14 protein-coding genes and 2 pseudogenes are annotated in these 17,355 nt (G+C 51.8%); all 16 read right to left on the bottom strand.

Annotated features, from left to right (window positions below; genetic code table 11):
• Positions 1 to 620, bottom strand: a 620-nt coding sequence (locus FD23_RS10050) for a DEAD/DEAH box helicase (protein ID WP_236743848.1), incomplete at its 3' end; no start/stop codon positions are given.
• Positions 621 to 642: 22 nt separating this feature from the next.
• A pseudogene (locus FD23_RS00350) lies at positions 643 to 1,965 on the bottom strand (ATP-binding protein).
• Positions 1,965 to 2,234 (bottom strand): tellurite resistance TerB C-terminal domain-containing protein, encoded by a 270-nt coding sequence (locus tag FD23_RS10045; RefSeq protein ID WP_230844858.1) that lies wholly within the window; start codon positions 2,232 to 2,234, stop codon positions 1,965 to 1,967. The pseudogene FD23_RS00350 and the gene FD23_RS10045 overlap by 1 nt, the downstream one beginning before the upstream one ends.
• A gap of 22 nt (positions 2,235 to 2,256) precedes the next feature.
• The gene (locus FD23_RS00345; protein WP_230844859.1) at positions 2,257 to 3,864 is read right to left on the bottom strand and encodes a TerB N-terminal domain-containing protein; all 1,608 of its coding nucleotides are present in this window, start codon (positions 3,862 to 3,864) and stop codon (positions 2,257 to 2,259) included.
• A 122-nt stretch (positions 3,865 to 3,986) separates the two neighbouring features.
• Entirely contained in the window at positions 3,987 to 4,334 is a 348-nt protein-coding gene (gene rplS, locus FD23_RS00340; protein ID WP_025895397.1) for a 50S ribosomal protein L19, read from the bottom strand.
• 121 nt (positions 4,335 to 4,455) lie between these two features.
• Complete coding sequence (locus FD23_RS10040; RefSeq protein ID WP_230844860.1) at positions 4,456 to 5,034, bottom strand: DEAD/DEAH box helicase; 579 nt, start codon at positions 5,032 to 5,034, stop codon at positions 4,456 to 4,458.
• Complete coding sequence (locus FD23_RS00335) at positions 4,988 to 7,906, bottom strand: DEAD/DEAH box helicase (RefSeq protein ID WP_230844861.1); 2,919 nt, start codon at positions 7,904 to 7,906, stop codon at positions 4,988 to 4,990. The genes FD23_RS10040 and FD23_RS00335 overlap by 47 nt, the downstream gene beginning before the upstream one ends.
• A 113-nt stretch (positions 7,907 to 8,019) precedes the next feature.
• Positions 8,020 to 8,757: a tRNA (guanosine(37)-N1)-methyltransferase TrmD gene (gene trmD, locus FD23_RS00330; RefSeq protein ID WP_025895398.1), complete on the bottom strand. Its 738-nt coding sequence runs from the start codon at positions 8,755 to 8,757 to the stop codon at positions 8,020 to 8,022.
• Positions 8,757 to 9,260: a ribosome maturation factor RimM gene (gene rimM, locus FD23_RS00325; protein ID WP_003615480.1), complete on the bottom strand. Its 504-nt coding sequence runs from the start codon at positions 9,258 to 9,260 to the stop codon at positions 8,757 to 8,759. The genes trmD and rimM overlap by 1 nt, the downstream gene beginning before the upstream one ends.
• 61 nt (positions 9,261 to 9,321) lie before the next feature.
• Positions 9,322 to 9,594 carry a 30S ribosomal protein S16 gene (gene rpsP / locus FD23_RS00320; protein ID WP_002879737.1) on the bottom strand — a complete coding sequence of 91 codons (273 nt, stop codon included), beginning with the start codon at positions 9,592 to 9,594 and terminating at the stop codon, positions 9,322 to 9,324.
• Between the two features lie 94 nt (positions 9,595 to 9,688).
• Positions 9,689 to 11,119, bottom strand: coding sequence for a signal recognition particle protein (gene ffh / locus FD23_RS00315; RefSeq protein ID WP_025895399.1), 1,431 nt, complete (start codon positions 11,117 to 11,119; stop codon positions 9,689 to 9,691).
• 1 nt (position 11,120) lies between these two features.
• Positions 11,121 to 11,462 carry a YlxM family DNA-binding protein gene (gene ylxM / locus FD23_RS00310; RefSeq protein ID WP_025895400.1) on the bottom strand — a complete coding sequence of 114 codons (342 nt, stop codon included), beginning with the start codon at positions 11,460 to 11,462 and terminating at the stop codon, positions 11,121 to 11,123.
• 51 nt (positions 11,463 to 11,513) lie between these two features.
• Positions 11,514 to 11,729, bottom strand: a pseudogene (locus tag FD23_RS00305) (C69 family dipeptidase); the annotation flags it as partial.
• Positions 11,730 to 11,731: 2 nt separating this feature from the next.
• Entirely contained in the window at positions 11,732 to 13,003 is a 1,272-nt protein-coding gene (ftsY, locus tag FD23_RS00300) for a signal recognition particle-docking protein FtsY (protein ID WP_025895401.1), read from the bottom strand.
• 2 nt (positions 13,004 to 13,005) lie between these two features.
• The gene (gene smc / locus FD23_RS00295) at positions 13,006 to 16,566 is read right to left on the bottom strand and encodes a chromosome segregation protein SMC (protein ID WP_025895402.1); all 3,561 of its coding nucleotides are present in this window, start codon (positions 16,564 to 16,566) and stop codon (positions 13,006 to 13,008) included.
• Positions 16,566 to 17,261 carry a ribonuclease III gene (gene rnc / locus FD23_RS00290; protein ID WP_025895403.1) on the bottom strand — a complete coding sequence of 232 codons (696 nt, stop codon included), beginning with the start codon at positions 17,259 to 17,261 and terminating at the stop codon, positions 16,566 to 16,568. Before rnc ends, smc begins: the two co-directional genes overlap by 1 nt.
• Positions 17,262 to 17,355 lie beyond the last annotated feature (94 nt).

The raw sequence follows: 17,355 nt of genomic DNA, 5'->3' as shown, positions 1-17,355 counted from the left end.
GATCCGGCCCCTAAAAACTGCCCAGCCGCTTTCAGGTCCCCGATTGTAGCTGACAGGCCGATCCGGCGGGGTTTAACACCAGCCAGCCGGTTTAAGCGCTCTAATAGGCAGAAGGTCTGCCCGCCCCGGCCGCTTCTTAAAAAGGAGTGCAACTCGTCGATGACAACATAGCGCAGATCGCCAAATAAGCGGGGAATATCCGCGTGCTTGTTGATTATCAGGCTCTCTAAGGATTCCGGCGTTATCTGCAGGACCCCCTGGGGCCTTTTGAACATTTTCCGCTTTTGAGCAGCCGAAACATCCCCATGATAGCGCCAAACCGGGACACCACTGCCTTCACAGATGTCTTTAAGTCGGTCATACTGGTCATTGATCAAGGCCTTTAAAGGGGCAATATAGAGGCAGGCAATAGAGTCAGCCGGATTTTCCGCCAAATCTGTCAAGATGGGGAAAAAGGCTGCTTCGGTTTTCCCGGAAGCAGTCGAAGCCGACAAAAGCAAATTGTCGTCAGTAGCAAAAATTACCTGGGCCGCTGCTGTCTGCAAAGGCCGCAGGGTCTCCCAGCCCCGGGAATAGATATAGTCCTGGATGAAGGGAGCATAGCGGGAAAAAGTATCCATAAAAAACTTCCCTAATTAAAACTTAAATCGTAAATTCCGCAAAGTCGCTGGTCTTTTCATCAGACACGGCGTCTGACTTAGTGTAGGCAAAGTCCCCGTCTGTCAAAAGACTCTGCACGGTCTGGCCGGGATTTTGCAAGACAATGTCCAGCAGCTCGATAAAGTCCCGGATGATTTCTCTTGGGGTGATCATGCTGCTCGTGCCAACTCTGGCATATTCAATCTTGATAAAGTCAGCCAGGTCCTTTTCGCTGATCGTCCGCTCATAGCCATAAAGGCTGGCATGCATGTTGGCCAGTTTCTCCGTTAAAACCAGCATTTCTTCTGCCGTCAAGGGTTCCAGGTGGATCACGGGAGCATACAGGTCCCGCTGCCCTTCCTTGGCAAACTTGCCTTCGGCCAGGCGGGACCTGAGGGCTTCGTAAGAGTAAACGCCCCGCCGCCGGTCTTCGACTGCCTGGGGCGTGGCCCCCATAATAATGCCCAGGTACTTGGCCTTGCCCTGCATGGCGTCATTGTACATGCTGAGCAGCTTTTCATAGTTGTACTGACGGGAGATGGCGTTAGGAATCTTGTAGAGGTTGACTAATTCATCGACCATGATAAACATGCCGCTGTAGCCAGCCTGGCGGAAAAAGACGGCAAAAAGCTTCAAGTACTCGTACCAGTCTTCATCAGAAATAATGATGTTGACGCCCAGATCCTGCTTAGCTTCTGTTTTCAGCCGGTATTCCCCTCTAAACCACTTAACCACCTTACCCTTGGTATCCTCGTCGCCGGCCAGGTAGGCATGGTAATAGCGCTCTAACAGCTGGGCAAAGTCATAGCCATGCACCATTTCGCTCAAAGAGGAAATCTGGCTGACTATCTTTTGGTCAACGGCTGTCTGAAAGCCGGGGGCATCAAAAGGAATTTCACTGGCTACTGCCGTCTGGACATTGTTGATCCAGCGGTCCAGGACTAAAGTTAAGGCTCCGCCTTACGGCCGGGTCTTGGTGGCCAGGTTCTGGATCAGTTCCCGGTATGTGGCCAGGCCCTGCCCCTTGCTGCCCTGCAGGCGGCGTTCCGGGGACAGGTCGGCATCTAAGACGATAAAATTTCTGTCCATCACGTAGTTGCGGATGGTCTGCAGCAAAAAACTCTTGCCTGACCCGTACCGGCCCACAACAAAGCGGAAGGAGGCCCCGCCTTCTTTGACTAAGTCAACGTCATGTAAAAGGGCCTCGATTTCCGCCTTCCGGCCCACCGTGATATATGGCAGGCCGATCCGGGGCGCAACCCCGCCTTTAAGTGAACTGATAACCGTTTGGGCAATCCGCTTTGGAATCCGTTTCTTTTGCTCCACTATTTCTCCTCAATTCCTAATAAGTCAGCGAGGTCGCTCTGGTAATCTTCCACGATTTCTGCCTTCTGGCCATCGCAGTCGATTACGGCATCGCCGATTTCGTCAAAAATTTTCTCATTGATCTGGTCCACGACCACGCTTAAGAGCAGGTGCCGCTGGCGTAAAAAGTCCTGGTAGGGCTGGCCGGAAAAAAGAGCCAAAAGCAGCTGCTCTTCATTCTCGTCTAAGCCCAGGCCGCTGGCAGCCGTTTCATCAATGTCCTTTGTCATCTTTTCTTCTGCAGCAGAAGACTCAGAATACTTGCTTATTACTCTCGCTAGTAATTTTCTCAGCTTCTTCGGCCTCCAGCTGCCGCTCTTCTTCAGTCAGCAGGCTTTCCTTGGTTTCAGCCGCGTCGGACCGGATCTGGTCCAGGATGGCCAGGTTGATCTTAACCTTTGGCCGGGCCCTTTCTATCAGAATTTCCTGGTAGTCAGCAATTCCTTGCACGATTGCCTGCTTAAAAGCGGGAGGCAGGTCTTTTTCTTTTAAGGCTCGCCCCTGCTTAAAGGTCTGCCGGCTCAAGCGGTCAAATTCATGCATGAAATTGGCCAAAAGCTGCCTCTGCCGGCCGGAAGGCCAGTAGACTTCATTACTCCACTGCCCGCCCTGGCAGCGGTAGACAAGGCCTGGCCCTAAAATGAGCTCAGCGTCTTTGACCGGATCAAGGCTGAAGAAAACCGTATCAGCAAACATTTCTACCGGCAAGGTTGTTTTTTCCCCGACCAAAAGCTTAAGCAGCTGGTAAGGATTCAGGCGGACTTCCTGCCAGACCTGGGCCAGAAGCTCATAAAACTTCTCCGGCTCCTTTTTCAGCAAGGGATTGTTCTTGGGCAAATAAGAAGACAAGCAGCAGATGGCCTGGTAGAGTTCCTGTCCGCTCGCTTCACCAGACAGAAGATTATGATAAACTTCCCCCCGCATCAGCTCATCTTCAAAATCCGGCCGGATTTCCTCAAGAGCAAAACCGTAATAAACCAGGTAGTTCTGCAGGATGTGCTTTTCCTGCCAGCTAGTGGAAATATCCCTTTGCTCCACGCACTTGGCAAAAAGAAGGCGGAGCTGACGGAGGCCATCGGCTTTATCCTTAACCCCGATCTGGCAGACTAATTCACTGGCCAGCAAATAGACATAGGCAGCCGGAGCTGGCTTGTACTTGCCCTGCCGGAACTTGGTCCGCCAGGAAAAATAGGACCGCAATTGGTCGACGGTCGGATCATGATAGACTGGTCGCTGCTTGTTAATTGGGACCATTTGGGCAAAGTCATCTTCATAATTAGCCATCAGCATCCCCTGCCGGTAAAAATTGCTCTCCCGCCGGGGTACGGCCAAATAGTCGTAGCTCTCCTGCATCTGCTTGATCCCTTCCAGGATCACGGGCTGGCCTTTTTCAACCAGCAGGCGGTCAAAGTCGCTGTCTTTGAAAAAGGCTGGCCGCTTAGGAATTACTTCTTCTTGGAAGTCTTCTCCCTCATCATCCAGCAGGTAGATTTCATGCTCTTGCCTATCTTCTGCCGTATTTTTCGCTGCTTCCAAGGGCCGGGAGCTCTGATAGGCAGAATCCAGGGTCTTGTAAAAAAAGCGGTCGTTTAAGGCAGGATTATCTAAATCAACCCTGATCCAGGCCGGGTCCTGCATGAAGACGGCTGGTCCAAAAGCCGACTGGGCAGCCAAAAACTTAGCCAAGGACCCGGCTTTCAGTTCAACAGTTTCGCGGCCGTCCTTCTTAAGGAGCAAGGCGAAACTTTCATTTGCTCCCGGGACCGTGACGGCGGCCAGGGTTTGCCCGGCCAGGTCGACATAGCTAGCTTCAATACCATATTTGCTTTGAATGTAGTCGTCTACTTCCGCCAAATGCATGCCTGCCCCTCCTTGCTGTTTTTATCATAATTATAGCACGATTTTTCGAACGTTAGTTCCAAAACGAGTAAAAATAAAACTGCCTTGCAAAATGCAAAGCAGTTTCAGATTCGTTGTCAGAATTAACGACGACGTTCTGTGATACGAGCAGCCTTACCGCTACGAGTCCGCAGGTAGTAAAGCTTAGCACGACGTACGCGGCCGTGACGGGTAACTTCAACCTTGGCAACACGTGGAGTGTTAACTGGGAAAGTCCGTTCAACGCCAACGCCGGAAGCGATCTTACGAACAGTGTAAGTAGCGCCGATGCCAGTGCCCTTCTTCTTGATTACGACACCTTCGAAGATCTGGATACGTTCGTGAGTACCTTCAACAACACGTACGTGAACACGAACAGTGTCCCCGGCACGGAATTCAGGCATGTCGTCACGAAGTTGTTCTTTAGTCAATTCTTGAATTAATGGATCCATTATTGTTTCTCCTTCTACGGCATTCATCAACCTCTCTGGGCCAGCGGAACACCCCTAATTTTTATTGGCAAAATACCACGTCTAATAGAATACCATCTTTAGCCAGGCAAAGCAAGCTTCTTTAGTCCAAAATCTTGAGCAAGTCTTCCTTTTGCAGGCTGGCGCTGGAAACAGACTCTGCCGTCAAGATGCCTTGCGCCAGCTGGCTCTTGGCTTCCTGCAAGTCCAAAATAGCTTCCTCAACCGTATCCTTGGCAATCAGCTTGTAGACCGTTACCTTCTTTTCCTGGCCGATCCGGTGGGTCCGGTCAGTTGCCTGGTTCTGGGCCGCCACGTTCCACCATGGGTCATAGTGAATGACGGTATCCGCCCCGGTCAAGTTAAGGCCCGTCCCTCCGGCCTTAAGGGAAATCAAGAAGACCTTAGCCGGACTGTCTTTATGGTTGAAGACGTTGACTAAAGTCAGCCGTCTGGCTTTAGGAGTCTGGCCATCGATCCGTAAAAAGCCGATTTCCTCTGCCTTCAGGCTTTCTTCCAGCAGGTCCAGCATGCTGGTAAACTGGGAGAAAAGCAGGACCTTGTGGCCCCCGTCAATCGCGCTCTTGATCAAATCCACGCAGGCCAGGCGCTTTTCAGATTCACCATTGTAGTCTTCATAAAGCAGGCCCGGGTCGCAGCAGATTTCCCTGATCCTGGTCAATGCCGCCAGAATCTCTATCTGCTCGCGCTTGATACCTTCCAGCCATAACCTTATTTTTCAAGCGGGCAATTTCAGCGTCATAGAGCTTTCTCTGCTCCTTGCCCATGCCGACATAGCGGACTTCCTCCAGCTTGTCCGGCAGATCCTTGAGGACGTCTCTTTTCAAGCGGCGGAGGATAAAAGGACCGACCATCTGATTGAGCCGGTTCAAGCAGTCCTGGTCGTCTTCCTTAACGATCGGACTTTCAAAATTCTTCTTAAATTCCCGGTAACTCTTTAAAAAGCCCGGCATGACGAAGTTAAAAATACTCCAGAGCTCACTTAAGTGGTTTTCAATCGGCGTCCCGGTCAAGGCAAAGCGGTGTTTGGCTTTAACCACGGAAACCGCCTTAGCCGCGGCTGTCCGCGGATTTTTGATCATCTGCGCCTCATCGATTACTTCATAGGCAAAAGTATGCGGCTCATAGTTGGCAATATCGCGCTTAAGCAGGTCATAAGACGTGATTACAACGTCAATTTCAGTCAAGTCTGCCAATTGCCCGCTTCGTTCTTTCTTAGAGCCAGACAAAACCAGCGTCTTCGTTTCCGGGGCAAACTTTTTAAACTCAGCTTCCCAGTTAAGAACGAGAGAGGCCGGAGCCACGATCAAGCTCGGCTGGTCCTTTTGACTGGCCAGGAGGCTGATCACCTGCAAGGTCTTGCCCAGGCCCATTTCATCCGCCAGAATCCCACCAAAGCCATGCTGGGCCAGCCGGTTCATCCAGGCAGTCCCGGTCTTTTGATAAGGCCGGAGGATCTTCTCTAGGCCGGTTGGCAGTTTTAGTGGCGCTTCTTTTTGGTCAAAGTCAGCAAGTAATTGCTGGAAGTGGTCGTCTCTTTCAATTTCGCCCATCTCCTGCTCTTTTAAGAGCTGGTCGACGTAAAGGGCCCGGTAGGCCGGCATTTCCAGCTGTTCTTTGCCAAAATCCTTAGCGGTTAAATCTAAGTTTTTAGCTAAAAGGGCCAGCTTTCCCAAGTCCTGGCTGGCTGGATTAAGGAAGCTGCCGTTCTTCAAGCGGATATACTTCTTCCGATCCTTGTACTGGCTGAAGACCTCCGCTAATTCTTCTGGCGTAAGCTCGCTTTTCAGATCCAGGCGCAAAAGCCCGTCACTTAAGGAAAGGCCAAAAGCCAGATTCAGCTTGTCTTTAAGCTTGAGCTTTTTAAAGGCTGGAGTAACTTCAACTTCATCAAAGGCGGCGAACAATTTCGGCATCCCTTCCAAAAGCTGGTATACCGCTTCGTCATCCCCTTTATTCAAGCGGCAGTCGCCGTCTTCCAGGTCAAAAAATTTCTCCAGCAGAGCAGCCAGCTTCTCTTCCTTGTACCAGTCCCGCTTAATTGCCCGCTCCCCGCTTGCGCCCAAGCGGACCGCCTTGCCTTGATAAAAGACCCGGGCCTGGCCAACTACTTCATCGCCCTCAACATCCAGGCGCAGCTGGCTATTTTCCAAGCCTCCTGCTTCTTCTAAAAGCTGCTGGGCAGCCGGGCTAATGGTCAAGTTGCTGTATTTTTTCAAAAGAGGCAGGACAGTAGCCTTGAATTGGCTCAGATGGTTTATGTCAAAGGACACGTCAATGTTTTCTTTGTTGCCAAAAAGGGCGTACAGCATATTGCCGAGCTTGCCAGCAACAAATGCTTCATCTGTCAGCTGGTAGCTGGCCCGGATCCCCCGGAGAACCGGCGGGCAAATCCCGGTAATGCTGATCCCCCGGCCCCCGTATACATCGATCTCAAGCTCAGCTTTTTCCAGTTCGCCCCGCTTAGCAGGGACGACCTGCTTATTGTCCAAGTTTTCGACTTCGCTGCCTTCAATCGCCGCGAAAAAGCCGTCAATCCGGCCGGAAGCAATCTCAATGCTTCTTTTTGACTCTCCGTAAATGTCTGCCCCATCTGCCGCGATCGTAGCCAAGAAGCTGAACAAGCGCTGGCTGGCCGGGTCAAAAGAATCTGGTGATACCAAGACTTCTTCCTTGCCCAGGGATATTGGCCGCCAGCTTAAGACATCGTCGACAAAATTCTGGATGTTTTTCACCACGTAAAGGCGCTTTTGGCCGACTTTAAACTTGACTAAAAAAGAACCGCCCGGCTCTTTCTCCAGCTGGGCCAAAAGCTTCACGCCCTCTAAGGCATCCTGGTCGAATTCTTCCAGCATATCTGCCCTGGCCAGGGCACGGTCTGCCTGGTAGTCAGTTACTTCACCCGGGTTTTCCCGCATGATCATCAAGACCAGCTTCTGCAGGAGGGCAATTTCATGCCGGCAAGAGCCGGTAATTTCGTCTTGCTTGCATTCCGCAATATTGCACTTCAGCTCGCTTACTTGCTTAAGGCCAACTTTAACGTTGACCTTGTTCCCGTTCCCGCGGTTGGCGAAATGGCTGAAGCCGGTAGCCGTTAACAGGGGCTGCTTATCATTAGCCTGGCTGTCATCCAGGTTAACGGCTACCAAATGGGCCAGGGCCGGATTATCCAAGATCCGCTCCCAAAGGACCGGGTCAAAGTCAACCGATGCAAGAATCTTGCCAGGATCAAAAATATAGTTGACATATTTTCTGCCAAGGCCGTAGACCTTTTCAATAATCTCTTCCTGCCGCTTTTTGCGGTCGCTTGCAGGCAATTCGCTGGTCAAGGGTTCTTGAATGGCCTGCATCCCTTCAATAAAAAGCTCCGTGGCGTACAAGCAGGCTGCCTCGTGCTTGCAGTTGTAGCCTTCAGCCGCGTAAGGGCAGTCACAGTCCATCCACTTGATCTCGCTCCAGTCATCAGAGAAGTCAATCGTTACGTCATAGCTTTGCTCGGGCTTGCCAACTCGGCAGTGGATGCCGGCCGGCAATTCACTGTAGCTGGGCGCGTAGACCCAGTCCTTTTTCCAGTAGTCCCTTCCCCGGTCCAGGATCCGGTTGGAAAAAAGCTTTCTTCATTGCAGGGTCATCTAATTTCCCTTTTCTATAGCTTGTCTTCTTCAGCCTGCTCGTCTTCTCTGATCTGCCGCAGCATTCTGACCTCTTCCGGGGTCAAGTCCCGCTTCTCCAGCAGGTCCGGCCGGTGCAGCTTGGTGGCCTTTAAAGCCTGGTAGTGCCGCCATTCATTGATCTTGCCATGGTTGCCTGAAAGGAGGACTTCCGGCACCTTTTGCCCCTCAAAATCAGCTGGCCGGGTGTATTGCGGATATTCCAAAAGGCCGTCTGAGAAGGATTCTTCAACTGTAGACAGGGCATTGCCCAGAATCCCTGGCAGAAGGCGGACAGTGGCATCGATCATGCTCATGGTCGGCAGTTCCCCACCAGTCAAAACGTAGTCACCGATTGAGACCATTTCGTCAGCCAGGTCGTAAACCCGCTGGTCAAAGCCTTCAAAGTGGCCGCAAATGAAGGTCAGGTTTTCTTCCTTAGACCATTTCTGGGCCATCTGTTCATTGAAGGTCTTCCCCTGGGGAGCCGTAATGATGACCTTGCCCTTGTTTTCCAGTGAATCAAGGGCATCCTTGATCGGCTTGACCTGGAGAACCATCCCGGCCCCGCCCCCATAAGGAGTATCGTCGACTGACTTGTGCGGCCGGTCAGAAAAATCGCGGAAGTTGACCAGGTTCAGCTTCCACTTGCCATCTTCCTGGCCCCGGCCCAGCAGGGAAACCTGCAAGGGGGTAAACATTTCAGGAAACAGAGTCAATACGTTGATGTTCACTATCTCAAGCCCTCCATTAATTCAACCCGGACTTCTTTTTTATCAATATCCACGCTCTTAACGACCTGCGGGATGTATGGGAGCCAGAAGCTCTTGCCGTTTTCGTCAGTTACTTCCCAGATGTCATTGGCGCCTGGCGCTTCGATATCAGTCAATTCGCCGATTTCTTCCCCGCTTTCATCGTCCAGGACCTTGCAGCCCAAGAGCTCCCGGTAGTAGTAGACCCCGTCAGGCAGTTCCCCCTGGTCTTCTTCGCTGATCAAGATTTCTGTCCCCTTCAGCTTTTCCGCCTGGTCAATATCAGTGATTTCCGCAAAAGTTACCAGCCAGAACTGCTTAAAGGGCCGGCCAGCAGCTACCGTCACTTCCCGGCTATCGTCGCCCAGGTAAAGGCGGGAACCAGCTCTGAAACGGTCTTCTGGAAAGTCGGTGGTCAAAGCGACCTTGACTTCACCTTTCAAGCCATGGGTCGCGATAATTTTGCCAACATTGTAGTAATTCATGGTGTATATTTTTCCTTTTCAACAAAAAAAGTTTGAAGCTAGTGCCCCAAACCTTTTCCAATTATTTGTTGTACTTTTCGTCGTGCAACTTAGCCATCAAGCCAGCGCCTGAAAGAAGTGAACGAACAGTGTCTGAAGGTTGTGCACCCTTCTTCAGCCATTCAAAGATCTTGTCTTCATCAAGCTTCAATTCCTTTGGTTGTGAAACTGGGTTGTAGTAACCAACTTCTTCGATAAAGCGGCCGTCACGAGGTGCACGTGAATCTGCTACAACAATCCGGTAAAATGGCTTTCTCTTGGCACCCATACGGCGCATACGAATCTTAACTGACATTAATTAGTCCTCCTAAATTTTAATAGTTATACTATAACACCCAAAAAGCAGCCTGTAAAGTGTTTTTACTTAACAGCCTGCTCTTTTTTTAAAATTATGAGTGGAAGCGCTTGACCTTCTTCATTTTCTTGACCTTCTTCTTCTTGAAGCTCTTCCCCATCCGCCGCATGGCCATCTTGGCCATCGGACTGTTCATGCCAGGCAATTTCTCCAAGTCCTTAAAGTTCCCCTTGGTCACCTTGGACATCATGTCCTTGGCCGTCTTGAACTCCTTGATCATCCGGTTGACTTCCACAATCGGCACGCCTGACCCGGCCGCGATCCGCCGGCGCCGGCTCGGGTTAAGCAGGCTTTCGTCTTCTCTTTCGGCTGGCGTCATGGAGTAGACGATGGCCTTGGTGTGGGCGATCTGCTTCTCATCGATTGAGAAGTTCTTCAATTGCGGGTTATTGGCCATACCGGGAATCATCTTCATGATTTCATCCAGCGGCCCCATCTTTTGCACCTGTTCCAGCTGGTCGATAAAGTCGTTGAAGTCAAAAGTGTTTTCCCGCATCTTCTGGGCAACTTTTTCCGCCTGCTTGGCATCGTAGTCCTGCTGGGCCTTTTCGATCAAGGTCAGCATGTCCCCCATGCCCAGGATTCTGGAAGCCATCCGGTCCGGGTGGAAGACTTCCAGGTCGGTCAGCTTTTCCCCTTGCCCAGTGAAGAGGATTGGCTTGCCGGTGATGGCTCTGATAGACAAGGCGGCCCCGCCTCGGGTGTCACCGTCCAGCTTGGTCAAGATGACCCCAGTCACGTCCAGGCGTTCATTGAAGGTCTTGGCCACGTCAGCAGCGGCTTGCCCAGTCATGGCGTCAACTACCAAGAGGATGTTGTCCGGCTGGGTAACCGCCTTGACTTCTTCCAGTTCCTTCATCAAAGGTTCGTCGATTTCCAGCCGGCCGGCCGTGTCGATGATCACGTAGTCGTTTCTGTGGACGGCGGCTTCTGCCAGACCGTCTTCTACAATCTTGGCCACGCTCTTTTCTTCCGGGTCGCTGTAAACCGGGACCTTTAAGTCCGCCCCGATTTGCTTGAGCTGGTCAATGGCCGCTGGCCGGTAGATGTCGCCGGCAATCAAAAACGGCCGGGCTTTTTCTTCCTTCATCAAGCGGTAGGCTAATTTGCCGACCGTGGTGGTCTTACCAGTACCTTGCAGACCGACCATCATGATAACAGTTGGGATGTGCGGTGACTTGGTTAAGCCGACCGCTTCTTCCCCCATCATCTTGGTCAGTTCTTCATTGACGATCTTGATGACCTGCTGGCCTGGAGTCAGTGATTCCTGCACTTCCTGGCCCAGGGCCCGCTTTTTGATGGTCTTGATAAAGTCCTTGACCACCTTGAAGTTGACGTCGGCTTCAAGCAGGGCCAGGCGGATTTCCCGGGAGGCGGCGTTGATGTCTTCTTCAGAGATCTTCCCCTTCCCGGTCAAGTTGCGTAGGGCCTTCTGCAAACGTTCGCTTAAATTTTCAAATGCCATTTTATTCTCCTCTAATTATCTGCAGCAAGTCTTCCAGCTGCAATTTGGCCGTTTCCTGGTCACCGGCGGCCAGGCTGGCTAAGGCCTGGCTGATGCCTTCTTCCAATTGGCCGTAACTGGCCAGCAGCCGCAGCTTGTCTTCGTATTTTTCCAAAGACTTGGCGCTGCGCCGCAAATTATCATAGACCGCTTGTCTTGAAACATTCCGGTTGTCGGCAATTTCGCCTAAAGACAGGTCGTTGTAGTAATAATCTTCAAAATAATCCTGCTGGCCCTGGGTGAGCAAGGCGCCGTACATGGCGTACAGGTCACCCAGAGCTTCGTTTTTGCTCAATTCATCCATCTTTTTCACCTAATTACCAGTATAGCAAAAAGTACTGCAAGTGCAGTACTTTTAGAGATTTTTATCCATATTAAAAGTCAGCTTGGACAGCTTGATGGCTTCCTTAAAGAGCTGGCCCCAAAGCTTTTCGCTTTCCTGGCGGCAGTGGGCCACCGTTTCCTGGTTAGCCTTGGTCAAAAAGGTGGTCAGTTCTTCGCCAGTGAGGCCTTGGGCTTGGTCGGTTACTTCGGCCACCCAGGCGCGGAAGTAGCGGTTCAGCTTTTTTAAAACTACAGCAGGTCGTGGAAGAGGCCGACGGCATAGTTGGCCGCGTCAAAGTCGGCCAGGTCTTCTGCCTTTTCGCCCAGGCCAACCAATTTGACTGGCAGCTTCATTTCGTGGCGGATGGACAGAACCACCCCACCCTTGGAGGACCCGTCCAGCTTGGTTAAGACTAAACCAGACAGCTTGGTCGTCTTGTCAAAGTCCTTGGCCTGCAGGAGGGCGTTTTGGCCAGTTGACCCGTCCAGAACCAGGAGGGTTTCAGCCGGCTGATCTGGCAGGCGCTTCTTGATGGTCCGCTGGATTTTTTCCAACTCGTTCATCAAATTGACCTTGTTTTGCAAACGGCCGGCCGTGTCAACCAAGAGATAGTCTGCTTCTTCCGCGATCGCCCGCTCTAAGCCGTCGTAGACCACGGCAGCCGGGTCAGCCTTGTCTGGGCCAGTTACGACTGGAACACCGGTCCGCTTGCCCCATTCAACCAGCTGCTCAACCGCGCCGGCTCTGAAAGTGTCGGCAGCGACTAACAGAACCTTCTTGCCCTGGTCGTGGAAACGCTTGGCCAATTTGCCGACCGTAGTGGTCTTGCCGGCCCCGTTGACGCCGACGAAGAGGTAGACATTTGGCTTGGCGTTTGGATCGTAGGCCAGCTTTTCGTTTTCGCTGTTGGCATTTTCGTCATAGACTTCCACCAGCTTTTGAACAATGACCCGCTTTAAGTCATCCCGGCTCTTGGCCTTTTGCAGCTTGGCTTCTTCTCTGAGCTGGTCAGTCAGTTCTTCACTGGTCTCATAGCCAACGTCAGATTCAATCAGCAATTCTTCCAAGTCGTCAAAGAAGTCTTCGTCAACCGTTCTGAATTTAGCCAAAAAGGCATTGAGGCGGGCACCAAAACCCTTGTTGGACTTCTCCAGCCCCTTTTCATAGAGCTCGTTTGTCTTTTCTTCTGTACTTTCTTCTGCTGGTTCAGTGGTCTCTTCTTCAGCTTCAGTCTTTTCTTCTGCAGTTTCAGTAGTTTCTGTTTCTTCTTCTACATCTTCTGTAACTTCAGCAGATTCTTCTTCAGCTGCTTCAGTAGATTCTTCATCAGCGGTTTCTTCTTGCTCTTCAGCCTTTTCTGCTACCGCTTCTTCAGAAGTTTCAGTAGTCTCTGCAACTGCCTCATTTTCTGTTTCAGCATTTTCTTCTGCGGCTTCTTCCTGGTCAGCCTTGACTTCTTCTGGCTTTTCTTCGTCTTTTTGGCCGAACAGGCTCTTTTTGATTCGATCAAATAATCCCACGATTATACCTCATCTTTTAAATCTTTCAAGGAGACCGACAAAATCTGGGATACCCCGGATTCCTGCATGACCACCCCGTAGAGCTGGTCGGCTTGTTCCATGGTCCCCCGCCGGTGCGTAATCACGATAAACTGGGTCTGGCTGTCATATTGGCGCAGGAAACGGGCAAAGCGGACGACATTGGCATCGTCCAGGGCCGCTTCCACTTCATCCAGCACGCAGAATGGCACTGGGTTGACTTCCAGCATGGCAAAAAGCAAGGTGATCGCCGTCAGCGACCGCTCTCCGCCGGACAGAAGGCTCAAGCGCTGCAGTTTCTTGCCAGGCGGCTGGGCGATGATTTCCACCCCGCTCTCCAGCAAATCGTCTGGATCCGTCAAGGTCAAGCGGGCATTGCCCCCACCAAAGACCACCGGGAAAAGGCGGCTGAAAGAGGCCGAAATCTGCTGGAAGGTCTGACCGAAGCGGTCCTTGACTTCCTGGTCCAATTCATCCATCGACTGCTGCAGGTTGCTTCTTGCTTCCAGCAGGTCGTTCTGCTGCCCTTTCAAGAAGTCATAGCGGTCCTTGACTTCCTTATATTCGTCAATCGCGCCCAAGTTGACCGGGCCGATGTCTTCCAAAGACATCCGGTGCAGCTTGACGCTGCGGCGCAGGTTCTGCTGGTTTTCTTCCGTATTTTCCAGCTTGGCCTGGGAAAGCGCGGCTTCATAAGTCAAAGAGTAGTCTTCCCTTAAACTGTCTAGGCGCTGCTTGAGCTGACCTTTAACCGTGGCCAGCTTGACTGAGAACTCTTCTTGTTCACTAGCCGCGTCTTTTCGCAAGTCATAGTTTCTGGTCGCCACGGCTTCCAGCTGGTTGATTTGCCCGTTTAGCTGGCCCAAAAGCTGGCTGGCTGCATCCAGGTCAGCCTGCTTGTCTTTTTGCTCAGCCAGGAGCCGGTCTTTCTCCAGGCCCAGCTCCTCTTTCTTGCTGGCTGACAATTGACTGGAATTGTCCAAAGCAGCCAGTTTTTCTTCCAGCTGCCCGATCTGCTTCTGGATAGCCGCCTTTTGCCGGCCGAGCTCAGCCTTTCTGGCTTGCAGGTTTTCCTGCTTGTTGGCTAAAACCGCCAATTGCGGGTCAAGCTCAGCCAATTTTTCTTGCACGCCCTGGTTTAAATCAGTGTAGTTCTGAATGGTCTCTTGCAGGCTGGCCAGGTCGCGTTTTTGCTGGTCGGCCAAAGCGGCCAGCTCTTCCTTCTTAATCTTTTGGGCCTTTACTTTGTCAGTCAAATCTGCCAGGTAGGCAGCTTGTTCAGCCTGCTGGGCCTGGTAGAGCTGAACGGCGCTTTCCAGGCGCTTGACTTCTTTTTCCTGGCTTTGGAAGGTCAAGACTGCCGCGCTCAAGTCCTGCTGCAGGCTCTGTAGGTCCCGACTGATTTGCTCCCGGGTCTCCTGCTTGTCTTTAACTTGCTTGTCTAAGTCTGCCAGCTTTTCTTCTTTGATATGGAACTGTCTTTCTAATTCCTCCAGCATGTCGGTCGTCTTGTTGATTTCAGCCGTTGTCTGCAAAGGGGAATTATTCCGCTGGTTGTGGGCCCCGCCAGTCATGGCCCCACCGGGACTGATAACATCCCCGTCCAGGGTAACGACCCGGTAGTGGCCTATCTGCCTGGAGACAGCCAGGGCCGTGTCCATATTGTCAACGATAATGATGCTGCCTAGCAGGTACTGGATAGCTTCTGAAATGTCAGTATCGCCCTTAGCCTCAACCAATTCGCTGGCCAGGCCTTGAAAGCCGGCAAAGCGTTCCAGAGCCTGCCGGGTTGAAGCGGGAATTGCCCGGTATCTTAATGCATCCAGGGGCAAAAAAGTTGCCCGGCCCAGTCTTCTGACCTTCAACTGCTGGATGGCATCTTTAGCCACCATCCGGTCTCTAGCTACCAGACTTTGAACGCTACCGCCAAGGGCAGTCGTCATGGCTGCTTCCAGGTCAGCCGGGAAGGTTAAAAGCTCCCCAACTGCCCCGATAATGCCCGGGAAGCGGTCTGGCTGGTTTAAAACCTGTTTGACCCCCGCATAGTAGCCATCATGCCGCTTCTGGATATTGACCAGGGCATCCCGGCGGGCAGTTAGCCGCTGGAGGTTGGTCAAATCTGCCTGCAGCTGCTTTTGGGCAACCTGCTGTTCGGCAGCTAATTTCCCTAATTGGTCGCTGGCTTCCTTTAATTCCGCCTGCAGCTGGTCATTTTCTGCCCGCAGCTTTTGCCTTTTCAACCGCAAGCCTTCCAGTTCTTCCTGGCTCTTGGCCAATTGGCTGGAGGCATCTTCATAGCGCTGGTCCTTGCTCTCTTTGGCCCGCTTAATTTCCCCTTCCAGGTAAACCAGCTGGTTGTTGGCACTGGTTTGGTCCTGCAAGGTCTGAATGTATTGCGAGCGCAGGTCTTCTACTTTCAACTTGAGGCTGGCCGGGTCTTCTTTCAGCTGGTCGACCAGCTTTTGTCTTTTGCCTTTCAGCTGATCCAATTGCCCGGCATATTCAGCTTCCTGGTCAGCCAATTTGCTGATTTCCGCATCCGTAGCCGCCAGATTTTCCTTTAAATCAGCCAGCTGTCTTTGGTATTCCAGCCTGGTTGCCTGGTCAAACTGCCGGGACTGCTGGGAAACCTGCAAGGAAGTGTTGATTTCTGAGAGCCGGTTGGTCAATTTAAGGACTTCCGCTTGCACCTGGTCCCGCTTTTGGCTTTCCAGCTGGAATTCCTGCCGCTTAGCTGCCAGCTTGGCCTGGGACTGCTTGACTTCCGCGTCCAGCCGACTTAGAAGTTCCTGGCTCTTGGCCAATTTCTGGGAAACTTCCCTTTCTTCCTGGGCCAAGTCGGCGATTTCAAAGGCCAGCAGGGTCTTTAAGTCCTCATCAAGGGCGGCTTTTTGGAATTGGTATTCCTGGGCCAAGGAGCTCTGTTCATGCAAGGGCTCCAGCCGCTTCTCCAGCTCGTTGACCAGGTCGTTGATCCGGATCAGGTTGTCATTGGTCGTCTCCAGCTGCCCTTGAGCCTGCTGCTTTTGCTGCTTAAAGTGGAGCACCCCGGCTGCTTCTTCGAAAATTCCTCGTCTTTCCCGGGCCTGGGAATTGAGGATCTGGTCCACCCGCCCCTGGGAAATAATAGCCAGGCTGTTTTGGGAAATGCCGGAATCCAGAAAGAGAGCCCGGACATCCCGCAGACGGACCGGCTGCTGGTTGATCAAGTATTCATTGTCGCCGGACTTTAAGATCCGCCTGGTAATTGAGACTTGGTCAGCTGAAAAATCTAGTTCCCGGTCCCGGTTATCGAAAACCATGGTCACTTCTGCCCGGTTTAAGGGCTTGCGGAACTGGCTCCCGGCAAAAATCACGTCTTTCATGTTGCGGCCACGCAGTGATTTAGCACTGCCTTCCCCCATGACCCAGCGAATGGCTTCAGTAATGTTGCTCTTGCCTGACCCGTTAGGGCCGACAATGCCGGTAATCCCTTTAGTAAAGTCAATCACCGTCTTGTCTGCAAAAGACTTGAAGCCTTCCAAAATCAAACTAGTTAAAGGCACTATTTTCCTCCATTCAAGTTCTCCAAGGCGTGGCTGGCCGCGTCCTGCTCAGCCTTCTTCTTGTTGCGTCCTTCCCCGCTAGCTAGCTTCTTTCCGTCGACCAGGACTTCAACTTCAAAGTGGGGCGGCTGCTGGCTCTCATTCAACACCCGGTATTCGATGGTCACGCTGCCGTTTTGCTGCAAAAGTTCCTGCAGGTCCGTCTTAAAATCCCGGGACGGGGTAAAGTAGCCAGCCGCGATTAAAGGATAAACGGTCTGGCTAAGGAACTTTTCGACAGCTTCAATCCCCTGGTCTAAGAACAAGGCACCGTTGAAGGCTTCGAAGACGTCTTCCAAAAGGGCCTTGCGCTTGCGGCCGCCAGCTTTTTCCTCGCCAACGCCCAGGTTGATTTCTTCTTTAAAGCCGCAGTCCAAGGCCACTTTTGAGAAGCCTTCAGTGCGGACGATATTTGATCTCAATCTGGTCAGTTCCCCTTCATTTAAGTGCTGGAAGTGGCGATAAAGGTAGTCAGAGACTGTGAATTCCAATACCGCGTCTCCCAGAAATTCCAACTTTTCATAATTCCCCAAAGTCTTGCCGGGATTTTCATTGACATAGGAGGAATGGGTAAAGGCTTCCTCCAGCAAGCGGACATCCTTGAAGCGGATCCCGTATTTTTCATCCAGCATTTTAATAAATTTAGTTGAGACCATGAACTATACATCCTTTCATAACACTAAGAATTATATCAAAAGCCCGCCATAAGGGCGGCTTTTTTACCTAAATCCAAGAAAAAACTCTGCCTTG

The organism is Lactobacillus delbrueckii subsp. delbrueckii DSM 20074 = JCM 1012 (genome assembly GCF_001433875.1).
GTDB lineage: Bacteria > Bacillota > Bacilli > Lactobacillales > Lactobacillaceae > Lactobacillus > Lactobacillus delbrueckii.
Note: the sequence above shows the minus strand (reverse complement) of the source record. Positions and strands in the feature narration are given on the sequence as shown.

Excerpts from the sequence above, each read along its gene's own strand:
- FD23_RS10045 (WP_230844858.1), bottom strand. The coding sequence starts at position 2,234 with ATGACAAAGGACATTGATGAAACGGCTGCCAGCGGCCTGGGCTTAGAC.
- FD23_RS00345 (WP_230844859.1), bottom strand. The coding sequence starts at position 3,864 with ATGCATTTGGCGGAAGTAGACGACTACATTCAAAGCAAATATGGTATT.
- rplS (WP_025895397.1), bottom strand. The coding sequence starts at position 4,334 with ATGGATCCATTAATTCAAGAATTGACTAAAGAACAACTTCGTGACGAC.
- rimM (WP_003615480.1), bottom strand. The coding sequence starts at position 9,260 with ATGAATTACTACAATGTTGGCAAAATTATCGCGACCCATGGCTTGAAA.
- rpsP (WP_002879737.1), bottom strand. The coding sequence starts at position 9,594 with ATGTCAGTTAAGATTCGTATGCGCCGTATGGGTGCCAAGAGAAAGCCA.
- ffh (WP_025895399.1), bottom strand. The coding sequence starts at position 11,119 with ATGGCATTTGAAAATTTAAGCGAACGTTTGCAGAAGGCCCTACGCAAC.
- ylxM (WP_025895400.1), bottom strand. The coding sequence starts at position 11,462 with ATGGATGAATTGAGCAAAAACGAAGCTCTGGGTGACCTGTACGCCATG.
- rnc (WP_025895403.1), bottom strand. The coding sequence starts at position 17,261 with ATGGTCTCAACTAAATTTATTAAAATGCTGGATGAAAAATACGGGATC.